Consider the following 11,522-nt stretch of genomic DNA (forward strand, 5'->3'; position numbering starts at 1 on the left):
CCCTCCCCGCCATGCCGTCGACCACGGATCCCGCCGAACTGCCCGGCGCGGACGAGGCGGTGGCGCACACCCTCCTCAACTGCCTGCTGCGCGAGGTGTCCGCCCCCGAGCACCAGACCGCCGTCGACGACGGGCACCTGCTGCTGCGCCTGCCCCGCCGCGGCACCCTGCTGCGGGTCGCCCTGCGCCGGACCTCGCTGCTCGGAGCACACCGGTTCACCGGTCCCGTACACGAGGAAACCCCGGACGGCTGGCGCGAGTTGGGCTGGCGCGAGCTCGCCGGGTACGCCCAGGACGAGCTGGAGCTGCGCACCGGCACGGTGAACGAGGAGTTCCTCGACCAGGTGGCCTCCAGCCACCGGGGCGTCGGCGCGGGCCTGGCCGACCGGCCGGCCGCCGGGGCGGACCGCTACCTGGAGTCCGAGCAGGCCCTGCTGTTCGGCCACCGCTTCCACCCGGCCCCCAAGTCCCGCTCCGCCGCCCGGGGCGACTGGCGCCACTACGCGCCGGAGTCCCGCGCGGCCTTCCCGCTGCGCCACCTGGCCGTACGCGCCGAGCTGCTGGCCGAGGAGTCCGTGGACCCGGGGGCGAGCGCCGTACTGGACGGCCTCGGTGAGGTGCCGGACGGCTACCGGCTGCTGCCCGCCCACCCCTGGCAGTACCAACTCGTCGGCGACCACCCGCTGTTGCGCGCGGCCCTGGCCCGCGGCGACGTCCTGGACCTCGGCCCCCGAGGCGAGCGCTTCGCCGCCACCGCCTCGGTGCGCACCCTGTACGGCGCGGACGCCTTCCTCAAGTTCAGCCTCAACGTGCGCATCACCAACTGCCTGCGGAAGAACGCCGCCTACGAACTCACCGGCGCCGTCCGGCTCACCAGCGTGCTGGAGCCGGTGCTGACCGACCTGGCCGAGCGCTTCCCGGACGCGGCCATGCTGCGCGAACCCGCCTTCCGCACCCTCGCCCTCCCGGGCGCCGACGGCCACCCCGACCGGGCCCTGTTCGAGGGCTTCGGCCTGATCCTGCGCGAGGGCTTCGGCGGGCTGCTGCGGCCCGGTGTCACCCCGCTGCTCGCCGGCGCCGTCGCCGACGAGCACCCGACCAGCTCGGCCCACATTTCCCGCCTGCTGGACGGGAGTTCGGGCGGTGCGGCCGCCCTCGGCTGGTGGCGCGACTACCTGCGACTGCTCCTCCCGCCGGTGCTGGCGGCCTACTTCGACCACGGCGTGGTGCTGGAGCCGCACCTGCAGAACGTACTGATCGGCGTCGACGCGGACGGTCGGCCGGCCCAGGTGCTCTTCCGCGACCTGGAGGGCACCAAGCTCGTCCCCGAGCAGAACGCCGAACTGCTCGCCGCCCTGCCGCCCGAGGTGGCCGGCCCGATGACGTACGACGCCGAGCGCGGCTGGGACCGGGTGGTCTACTGCCTGCTGGTCAACCACGTCGCCGAGCTGCTCGCCGCCCTCGCCGACCGCCACCCCGAGTTGGAGGGCGCGCTCTGGCAGGCCGTCCGGGACGCCCTGGAGGAGTACGCGGCCGCCCACGGCCGCCCCCCGCGACTGCGGGCACTGCTGGCCGGCGTCCCGCTGCCCGCCAAGGCCAACCTGCTCACCCGCTGGGAGCGCAAGGCCGACCGGGAGGCCGGGTACGTCCGGCTGCCCTCCCCGCTGGCCGGCTCGGTGCTCGCCGAGGCCGCCCGCATGACCGCCCACCTTCCGACCGGGAGCGCCGTCCGATGAGCCACACCCCGACCACCGGCGCCCCGGTGACCGACACCGTCCACCGCCACGTCGCCTCTCTCGCACCCGACCAACTGCCCGCCTACGTCTACGACCTGGCCGCCCTGCGGGAGCACGCCGCCGCCGTCCGGGCCGCACTGCCCGAGCGGGTCGAGCTGTACTACGCCGCCAAGGCCAACCCGGACGCGCCGCTGCTGACCGCGCTGCGCGACGCCGTCGACGGCTACGAGGTCTCCAGCGGCGGGGAGTTGGCGCACGTACGGGCCGCCGTCCCGGACGCGCCGCTGGCCTTCGGCGGACCGGGCAAGACCCCCGCCGAGATCCTCGCGGCCGTGGACGCCGGAGTGCACCGCTGGCACGTCGAGAGCGAGCAGGAACTGCACCGGCTCGCCGCCGTCCTGGCAGAGCGCCCGGCGGTGGTCGTGGACGTCCTGCTGCGGGTGAACCTGCCGGTGGCCACCGACGCCCTGGACGCGGTGCCGCTGGCGATGGGCGGACGCCCGACCCCGTTCGGGCTCGACCCCGACCGGGCCGAGGAGTGCGTCCGACTGCTCACCGACGGCGGCCCGCTCGGGCACCGGCTGCGGCTGCGCGGGGTGCACGCCCACCTGGCCAGCGGGCTCGCAGCGGACGAGCAGCTGGCGGTCGCCGGGCAGATCGTCGCCTGGTCGGCCGAACTGGCCGACCGGCACGGCTTCCCGCTCGCCGAGGTCAACGTCGGCGGCGGGATGGCGGTGGACTACGACGACCCGGCGCGGCTCTTCGACTGGACGGCCTTCGGCGAGGGCCTGGCCAAGCTGCTCGACGCCCACCCCGGGCTGACCCTGCGGATCGAGCCCGGGCGGGCGCTGACCGCCTACTGCGGCTGGTACGCGACCGAGGTGCTGGACGTGAAGCGCAGCCACGGCGAGGACTTCGCGGTGGTCCGCGGCGGCACCCACCACCTGCGCACCCCGGCCACCCGCGGGCACTCCCAGCCCTTCGCGGTGCTCCCGGTGGGCGCCTGGCCGCATCCCTGGCCGCGCCCCGCCGTCACCACCGGCCGGGCCACCCTGGCCGGGCAGCTGTGCACCCCGAAGGACGTCCTGGCCCGAGCCGCGGACGGCGCGGCGCACCTGCGGACGGCGGACCGAGTGCTGTTCGCCATGGCGGGCGCGTACGGGTGGAACATCTCGCACCACGAGTTCCTGATGCACCCGCGGCCCGGGTTCCACTACCTGGGCGACTGACCGGCAGCCGACGGGGAGCCGGAGGGGAACCGGCAGACAATCAACGGATAGCGATGACGGGGAACAGATAACAGATGACAGATTTCGAAATCTGTCATCTGTTATCTGTTCCCCGTCTCCCGTCCCCGTTCCCCGTCTCCCGTCCCCGCCCGCCGTCACCGGCCGGCCGACACCCCTCCCCCCACTCGTGCGAGAGTGGTAGCCGGCGAAGGGAGCGCGAACGTGCTGATGGACAAGGTGGCGGAGATACTCGCCGAGGCCTCGGCCGAGGCGGTGGAGCCGCGCTTCCGGGCGTTGACCGCCGGCGAGGTGATGGAGAAGGCACCCGGCGAGGTCGTGACCATCGCCGACCGCGAGGCCGAGGCGATCATCGCCCGCCGCCTGCAGGAACTGCTGCCCGTCCCGGTGGTCGGCGAGGAGGCCGTGGCCGCCGACCCGTCGCTCGCCCTGGCCATCCACGACGAGCCCGCCGTCTGGCTGGTCGACCCGGTGGACGGCACCGCCAACTTCGTCGCGGGCCGCCCCGACTACGCCGTGATGTGCTCCCTGGTCCGCAGCGGCCTGACCGTCGCCTCGTGGATCTGGCAGCCCGCCACCGCGACCGCCTACCGCGCCGAACTGGGCTCCGGCGCCTGGCGGGACGGCGAACGCCTCACCCGCCGCCCCGCGCCCGCCGACGCCGGCAAGCTGACCGGCATCCTCAAGAGCCGCTTCCTCGACCCGGCCGAACGCCACCGCCTGGAATCGCACTGCGCGGCCTTCCGCGAGATCTCCCCCGGCCGCAGCGCCGCCGGGATGGAGTACCCCGACGTCGTCGAGGGCCGGACCGACTTCATCTTCTACTGGCGGACCCTCCCCTGGGACCACGCCCCGGGTTCCCTGCTGCTCTCCGAGGCCGGCGGTGTCGCGGCCCGCATGGACGGCGCCCCGTACCGCCCTGAGGCCCCCGGCTGCGAGGACGGCCTGCTGGTCGCCGCCGACCCCGAAACCTGGGAACTCAGCCGCGGCATCCTGCTGAACGGCTGACCCCACCGGAGCCGCCCGGCCGGCCCTCCCCTGCCCAGGGCATCTGCCCGCCCGGGGCGGGGGCACCGCTACCCCGCCCGCTCCCCGGCGACCTTGCGCCCCGCGCCGACCACCTCCCGCAGCAGCGCCCCCACCTCGCCCACCGTCGTGTGCGGGTTGAGCAGCGTGAGTTTCAGCCGCACCCGCCCGGGCCCGTCCCCCGGCAGCTCGGTCCGCCCGACCACCGCCCGCCCGGTGCGCAGCAGCAGCCGACGCAGCTGCCCGTTCAACTCGTCCACGGCGGCCTCGTCCGTCATCCCGGGCGGCCGGTAGCGGAACAGCAGCGTGGTGAGGACGGGTTCGGCGTGCAGTTCGAGCGAGGGTTCGGCCCGGACGGCGTCCGCGGCCGCCAGCGCCAGGTCGTGGCAGGCGTCCACGAGTCGGCCGAGTCCTTCCCGGCCGAGGGTGCGCAGCGTGACGGCGAGCTTGAAGGCGTCGGCCCGCCGGGTGGTGCGCAGCGAGCGGCCGAGCAGGCTGGGGTAGCCGGCCCGCTCGTCGTCCACGGGGTTGAGGTACTCGGCGCGCCGGGCCAGCGAGACGTACGTCTCGGCCCGGCGGACCAGGAAGACCCCGGCGGCCGCGGGCTGCCAGCCGAGCTTGTGCCAGTCCAGGGAGACGGAGTCGGCGCGGGCGATGCCGTCGAGCAGCGGGGCGAGCCGGTCGGAGAGCAGCGCGCCGCCGCCGTACGCGGCGTCGACGTGCAGCCAGGCGCCGTAGCGGCCGGCCAGGTCGGCGGCGGCGTGCAGCGGGTCGATGGTGCCGGTGTCGGTGGTGCCGGCGGTGGCGACGACGGCGATCGGGGTGTGTCCGGCCCAGCTGGCTTCGGCCAGGGAGCGTTCCAACTCCTCCGGGGGCATGCGCAGTCGGCGGTCCACCGGGACGGCGAGGACGGAGCGTTCGCCGAGTCCGAGCAGGGCGGCCGCGCGCTGGACGGAGAAGTGGGCGGCCTCGGAGGCGAGGATGCAGGGCCGGGCGCCGGTCGGGATGCCGTCCAGTTCCACGATGCCGTCGAGCTTCTGGTCCCGCGCCAGCATCAGGCCCATCAGGTTGGACTCGGTGCCGCCGGAGGTGAGCACCCCGGCCGCGCGGCGCGGGTCGTAGCCGACCAGGGTGGCGAGTTCGGCGAGCAGGGCGGTTTCCAGGGCGGTCGCGGCGGGGGCCTGGTCCCAGGAGTCCTGGGAGGGGTTGAGCACGCTGACCGCGAGGTCGGCGGCGGCCGCGACGGCGAGCGGCGGGCAGTGCAGATGGGCGGCGCAGGCCGGGTCGGCGGGGTCGGCGGCGCCGTAGGCGAGCAGTTCGGTGAGCCGGGCGAGCGCGCCGTGTCCCCCGGCGCCGGCGAGGCCGTCCGCGACCAGGGCGGCGATCTCGGCCGGGCTGCCGGCGGGCAGTGGCCCGGAGCGCAGCGCGGTGCCGGTGTCGAGGGCGTCGAGGACGGTGGCCAGCAGCGGGCCGAGGGCTCCGGGCCCAGCCGCGCCGCCCGCGAGGGCGTCCAGGTCGCCGCCCTCGCCGGGCAGTTCGGGCGGCACCGCCCCGGAGTCGGCGGCGGTCACGCCCCACCCCGCGCCGTCGAACCCGGAGCCGTGGCCCGGGCCCCCGAGGCCCCCGACGCCCCCAGGGCCCCCGACGCACCCGACGTAACCGAGGCCCCTGACGCGACCGAGGCCACCGCGATCGCCTCCGCCAGCCGCTCCAACACGGCCGCGACCTGCTCGTCGGTGATGGTCAGCGGCGGCAGCAACCGCAGCACCGCGTCGTGCCGCCCGCCGAGTTCGACGATCAGCCCGCGCGCCAGGCAGGCCTCGCGGACCCGTACGGCGAGCGCGGGGTCGGCCGGGCGGGCGCCGCAGGCGTCGGGGGCGGCGTCGGGGGCGACCAGTTCGACCCCGATCATCAGCCCGCGCCCGCGCACGTCGCCGATCGCGGGCAGTTCGGCGGCGAGTTCGCGCAGCCGGGCGGTGATCCGCTCGCCCGCCACGGCGGCGCGCTCGGCCAGTCCGTGCGCGGCGACGTACCGCAGGGTGGCGGCTCCGGCGGCCATCGCGAGGGTGTTGCCGCGGAAGGTGCCGGTGTGGGCGCCGGGCCGCCAGCCGTCGTAGTCCTCGCGGTAGACGACCACCGCGAGCGGCAGGCTGCCGCCGATGGCCTTGGAGAGCACCATCGCGTCCGGGACGATGCCGCTGTGTTCGACGGCCCACATCGCGCCGGTCCGTCCGACGCCGGTCTGCACCTCGTCCACGATCAGCGGGATGCCGCGCTCGGCGGTGATCCGGCGCATCTCGCGCAGCCAGCCGTCGGGGGCGGGCACCACCCCGCCCTCGCCCTGGACGGCCTCCAGGATCATCGCGGCGGGCGGCACCACACCGCCGGAGGGGTCGTCCAGCAGCCGCTCGACGTAGGTGGCGCCGAGGTCGGCGCCCGCCTCGCCGCCGACCCCGAACGGGCAGCGGTAGCCGTACGGGTAGGGCAGCCGGACGACCTCGCCGCCGCCGGGCAGCGGTTCCTTGACGGCGACGTTGCCGGTGAGCGCGAGGGCGCCGGCCGTCATGCCGTGGTAGGCGCCGGTGAAGGCGAGGGCGCCGGAGCGCCCGGTGGCGGTCTGCATCAGCTTGAGGGCGGCTTCGACGGCGTCCGTCCCGGCCGGTCCGCAGAAGTGCACCCGGGCGCGGGAGGCGAACTCGGGGGGCAGGCTCTCGAACAGCGCGCTGGTGAAGTCGTCCTTCTCGGCGGTGGCCAGGTCGAGCAGGTGCAGCGGGGCACCGCTGTCGAGGGTGCGGCGGATCGCCTCCAGCACCACCGGGTGGTTGTGTCCGAGGGCGAGCGTCCCGGCGCCGGAGAGGCAGTCCAGGTAGCGGCGGCCGTCGGCGCCCTCGACGGTCATGCCGTGGGCCCGGACCGGGACGATCGGGAAGGACCGGGCGTACGTCCGGGCGGCGGACTCGCGGACGCGCTGGCGGCGCAGGATGGCCTCGCCGGAGGGCGGGGCCGCGGCGGCGGTGGCCCCGGAGGCGGCCTGGGCGGGTACGGCGGCGAGCGACAAGGCGAACCCCCAGAAGAAGTTAGGTAAGCCTAACTTTATCGCCCGCGACCTGCCGGAATGCCGCGGGGGCGCCCAGAACCACCCGAGTGAGTGAACCTCCCGCGCCAGCACCCGCGCCGCCCCGTCCGGACCAACGAACGAGGGCACCGAAAGGTAACGGGCGGCGCCCCTCCACCATCAGCGCCTCTTCCTCACCGTCCCTTCGTCACCGCTCCCGTGCCGCGCCCCCGTGTCACCGCCCCCGTGTCACCGCCCCGCCGTCACGCTCCCGTGCCATCGCCCCCATGTCACCGCCCCTTCCAGCGGTAGCAGAGCTCCGGCCGCCCCACACTCCCGTACTGCGGCTCGCGCACCGCCCGCCCGGTGTCCACCAGGTGCTCCAGGTACCGCCGCGCGGTGATCCGGGACACCCCGGCAGCGGCACCGGCGGCCGCCGCCGACAGACCGGTCGACGCCTCCCGCAGCACCGAGGCCACGGTGTCCAGGGTCGGCGCGCTCAGCCCCTTCGGCAGCGAGTTGCGCTCGGGCGTGCGGAGCAGGGCGAGCGCCTGGTCGACCTCATCCTGTCCGGTCGCCTCGCCGGTGCGCCCGAGGCTGTCCCGGTAACGGGCGTAGCGCTCCAGCCGGTCGTGCAGCGCCGCCGCGCTGAACGGTTTCAGCAGGTACTGCACGACCCCCGCCGAGACCGCCTGTCGCACCATGGCGAGGTCACGGGCCGAGGTGACCGCGATGACGTCGGTGGCATGCCCGGCCGCGCGCAGCGTGCGGCACAGCTGGAGGCCGTGGCCGTCCGGCAGGTAGAGGTCGAGCAGGGTGAGGTCGACGGGCGTCCCGGCGGCACGGGCCCGCTCCAGGGAGCGCAGCGCGTCGGCGCAGCTGTGCACGGTGCCGATGGCGCGGAAACCGGGCTCGCGCTCGACGTACAGGGTGTGCGCGGCGGCGGCCACCGGGTCGTCCTCCACGACCAGGACGGAGATCCCGCTCCGGGCGGCCGCGCCGGAGGCGCCGCCCGCGCCGGTACCGCTCATGCCGCTGCCGCCCGCGCCAGGGCCGCTCATGCCGCTGCCGCTCACGCCGGGGCCCCTTCCTGGTCGAGCTCCCGTACCCGGCCGCCGGTCAGCGGCAGCCGTACGGTGAGCACCGCGCCGCGCTCGCGGCCGACCTCGACGGTGCCGCCGTTGCGCCGGGCGGCCTGGGCGACCAGCGCCAGGCCCAGGCCGTGTCCGTGGCCGTCCTGCTTGGTGCTCCAGCCGCGCCGGAACACGTCCTCGACGGCGGCCGGGTCGATGCCCGCACCGGTGTCGGCAACCCGCAGCAGCAGACAGGCGACCCCTCCCCCGCCATCACCGCCCGCACCGACCGCACCATCGCCGGCCCCACCGCCGTCGATCCGCGCGGTGACGGTGACCTCCGGCGCGCCCGGGCTCTGCGCGGCCCCGGCGATCGCGGCGTCCACCGCGTTGTCGATCAGGTTGCCGAGGACGGTGATCAGGTCCCGCGCGGAGAGCCCGGGCGGAAGCACCCCGTCGTCGATCCGGCTGTCCTCGGTGAGGGTCAACTCCACGCCCCGTTCGGCCGCCTGGGCCGCCTTGCCGAGCAGCAGCGCCGCCAGCACCGGCTCGCCGACCGCGGCGACCACCCGGTCGGTGAGCTGCTGGGCGAGGGCGAGTTCGGCGGTCGCGAACTCCACCGCCTGTTCGTGGCACCCGAGTTCGATCAGCGAAACGACGGCGTGCAGCCGGTTGGCGGCCTCGTGCGCCTGCGCCCCGAGCGCCTCGGTGAAGCCGCGTACGGAGTCCAACTCTCCGCTCAGCGACTGCAGTTCGGTGTGATCGCGAAGGGTCACCACCCGGCCGAGACCGGTGCCGATGGTGGAGGTGTTGAGCACCACGACCCGCTCGGCCGTCAGGTGCACCTCGTCCCGGACCGGCTCCTCACCGAGCACGGCGGTCACCAGGGCCTCCGGCAGCCCGAGATCGGCCACCGGGCGTCCGTCCAACTCGCCTTCCAACCCGAGCAGTTCACGAGCGGCGTCGTTGCACAGCACCACCCGGTGCGCCCGATCGAGCAGGATCAGCCCCTCCCGCACCGAGCGCAGGGTCGCCTGGTGGTACTCGTAGAGGTGGCTGAGCTCGTCCGGCCGCATGCCGTGAGTGTGCCGTCGCAGTCGGGAGTTGGCGAGGTAGGTGCCCACCCCGCCGAGCGCCAGCGCGGCCACCGCGACCCCGACCAGGGCGAGCAGCGGCCCGCTCAGCTGCGCGGAGATCGAATCCAGCGTCAGCCCCACGCTGACGAGCGCGACCACCCGGTGCTGGTCGTCCCACACCGGGGTGACCACCCGGACGGACGGACCGAGCGTGCCGGTGTAGGTCTCGCTGCGGGTCTGCCCGGCCAGTGCCCAGTCGATGTGGCCGAGATAGCGCTTGCCGATCTGCTCGGGCAGCGGGTGGGTCCAGCGCACCCCGTCGGTGTCCATGACGGTGATGAAGGAGACCCCGACGTCCTGGCGCACCCGCTCGACGTACGGCTGGAGCACCGCGGTCGGATCCGGTCCGGCGACGGCGGACCGCACGGACGGGGAGTCGGCGACGGCGTGGGCGACCGAGGTGACCTCGCGGCGGGCCGCGTCCGCGGTGCGCTCGGCGGTGAACAGGTACGCCAGCACCGCGCCGCCCGCCACCACGGCGGCGACGATGACCACCTGGACGACGAACAGCTGCCCGGCCAGGCTGCGGACCAGCCGACGCGGCGGCGGGAGCCAGCGGCGACGCGAGCGGGTGGGGGCGGTGCTCACGGACATGCCTGCCAGTGTGCACCACGGCCCCGCACACCCGGGGGGCTCCGGGCACCCCGGGTCGTTCCCGTCCCGCCGTGAACTCTATGAACGCAAACGTGACCTCCGTCACGCCCGGACCTCATAGTCGGATCGGCCCACCACCCGGGGCCGCCAGGACTGCAGGGCGAAGGAGCCGCAGATGTCGACCACCGAGACCGCCACGGCGGGGGGACCCAGACGCAAGGACCGGACCCACTACCTCTACCTCACCGTGATCGCCGCGGTGGTCGCGGGCGTGGTGGTCGGGCTGGCCGCCCCCGGCTTCGCCGTCGAGCTGAAGCCGATCGGCACCGGGTTCGTCAACCTGATCAAGATGATGATCAGCCCGGTCATCTTCTGCACCATCGTGCTGGGCATCGGCTCGGTCACCAAGGCCGCGAAGGTCGGCAAGGTCGGCGGCCTCGCCATCGGCTACTTCCTCGCCATGTCGACCATCGCCCTGGCCATCGGCATGGTCGTCGGCAACCTGCTGGAGCCCGGCGGCGGCCTGCACCTGACCGCCGCGCTCGCCAAGTCCGGCCACGCCCAGGCGACCGCCGGCGGCGCCCAGTCGACCACCGACTTCCTGCTCGGGATGATCCCCGACACCCTGTTCTCGGCCCTCACCCAGGGCAAGGTGCTGCAGACCCTGCTGGTCGCACTGCTGGCCGGCTTCGCCCTCCAGGCGATGGGACCGGTCGGCGCCCCGGTGCTGCGCGGCGTCGAGCACCTGCAGCGGCTGGTGTTCCGGATCATGTCGATGATCATGTGGGTCGCGCCGATCGGCGCCTTCGGGGCGATGGCGGCGGTGGTCGGGGCGACCGGCGTCGACGCGCTGAAGAGCCTCGCCGTGATCATGATCGGCTTCTACGTCACCTGCGCGCTGTTCGTCGTCGTGGTGCTCGGGGCCCTGCTGCGCCTGGTCGCCGGGGTCAACGTGTTCGCGCTGCTCAAGTACCTCGGGCGCGAGTTCCTGCTGATCCTCTCGACCTCCTCCTCCGAGAGCGCGCTGCCCCGCCTGATCGCCAAGATGGAGCACCTGGGCGTCAGCCGCCCGGTCGTCGGCATCACCGTGCCGACCGGCTACAGCTTCAACCTCGACGGCACCGCGATCTACCTCACCATGTCCTCGATCTTCATCTCCGAGGCGATGGACAAGCCGATGTCGATCGGCGAACAGCTCTCGCTCCTGGTCTTCATGGTGATCGCCAGCAAGGGCGCGGCCGGGGTCACCGGCGCCGGGCTGGCCACCCTCGCGGGCGGACTGCAGTCGCACAAGCCCGCACTGGTGGACGGGGTCGGCCTGATCGTCGGCATCGACCGGTTCATGTCCGAGGCCCGCGCCCTCACCAACTTCGCGGGTAACGCCGTCGCGACCGTGCTGATCGGGCACTGGACCGGCGAGCTGGACGCCGAGCGCGCCCGCCGCGTGCTGGACGGCGAGCTGCCCTTCGACGAGCTGACCCTGGTCGACGGCCACGGCAGCGCCGCCCCCGAACCGGAGGCCGTCCCCGTGGCGCCCGTGACGGCGGCCACGACGGCAGCCACGACGGCAGCCACCGTCTGAGCACTCCCACGACTCCCCGGTCCGGCGCCACCACCATCCCCGGAAACGGCGCCGGACCGGGGGCTTCCCATTT

The 11,522-nt window shown here is 74.8% G+C and carries 8 protein-coding genes; 4 read left to right on the top strand and 4 right to left on the bottom strand.

Translation table 11 applies throughout. The features are described from left to right. The first annotated feature begins 11 nt into the window (after nucleotides 1-11). The 3 genes from AB0F71_RS08170 to AB0F71_RS08180 all read left to right on the top strand — a co-directional run bounded on the left by AB0F71_RS08170 (nucleotide 12) and on the right by AB0F71_RS08180 (nucleotide 3,991). On the top strand, nucleotides 12-1,736 hold the full coding sequence (locus tag AB0F71_RS08170; RefSeq protein WP_360229955.1) for an IucA/IucC family protein: 1,725 nt from the start codon (nucleotides 12-14) through the stop codon (nucleotides 1,734-1,736). Then, a complete protein-coding gene (locus AB0F71_RS08175) occupies nucleotides 1,733-2,965 on the top strand; it encodes a type III PLP-dependent enzyme (RefSeq protein WP_360229804.1) in 1,233 nt (410 codons plus the stop codon). Before AB0F71_RS08170 ends, AB0F71_RS08175 begins: the two co-directional genes overlap by 4 nt. A 228-nt stretch (nucleotides 2,966-3,193) precedes the next feature. After that, nucleotides 3,194-3,991 (top strand): inositol monophosphatase, encoded by a 798-nt coding sequence (locus AB0F71_RS08180; RefSeq protein ID WP_360229957.1) that lies wholly within the window; start codon nucleotides 3,194-3,196, stop codon nucleotides 3,989-3,991. Between the two features lie 68 nt (nucleotides 3,992-4,059). On the opposite strand, the gene AB0F71_RS08185 is transcribed toward AB0F71_RS08180, so the two are convergent. From AB0F71_RS08185 to AB0F71_RS08200, 4 genes are all read right to left on the bottom strand, one after another. Beyond that, complete coding sequence (locus AB0F71_RS08185; RefSeq protein ID WP_360229959.1) at nucleotides 4,060-5,556, bottom strand: pyridoxal-dependent decarboxylase; 1,497 nt, start codon at nucleotides 5,554-5,556, stop codon at nucleotides 4,060-4,062. Nucleotides 5,557-5,576: 20 nt separating this feature from the next. Continuing rightward, nucleotides 5,577-7,067: a diaminobutyrate--2-oxoglutarate transaminase gene (locus AB0F71_RS08190; RefSeq protein ID WP_360229806.1), complete on the bottom strand. Its 1,491-nt coding sequence runs from the start codon at nucleotides 7,065-7,067 to the stop codon at nucleotides 5,577-5,579. A gap of 287 nt (nucleotides 7,068-7,354) precedes the next feature. After that, on the bottom strand, nucleotides 7,355-8,095 hold the full coding sequence (locus AB0F71_RS08195; RefSeq protein WP_360229961.1) for a response regulator: 741 nt from the start codon (nucleotides 8,093-8,095) through the stop codon (nucleotides 7,355-7,357). Between the two features lie 41 nt (nucleotides 8,096-8,136). Further along, nucleotides 8,137-9,867 (bottom strand): sensor histidine kinase, encoded by a 1,731-nt coding sequence (locus AB0F71_RS08200; RefSeq protein WP_360229808.1) that lies wholly within the window; start codon nucleotides 9,865-9,867, stop codon nucleotides 8,137-8,139. Between the two features lie 175 nt (nucleotides 9,868-10,042). Here AB0F71_RS08200 and AB0F71_RS08205 point away from each other — a divergent pair, with 175 nt between their 5' ends. Continuing rightward, nucleotides 10,043-11,449, top strand: coding sequence for a cation:dicarboxylase symporter family transporter (locus AB0F71_RS08205; RefSeq protein ID WP_360229810.1), 1,407 nt, complete (start codon nucleotides 10,043-10,045; stop codon nucleotides 11,447-11,449). Nucleotides 11,450-11,522: the final 73 nt, after the last annotated feature.

Source organism: Kitasatospora sp. NPDC028055 (genome assembly GCF_040637885.1).
In the GTDB taxonomy this organism is placed as follows: domain Bacteria; phylum Actinomycetota; class Actinomycetes; order Streptomycetales; family Streptomycetaceae; genus Kitasatospora.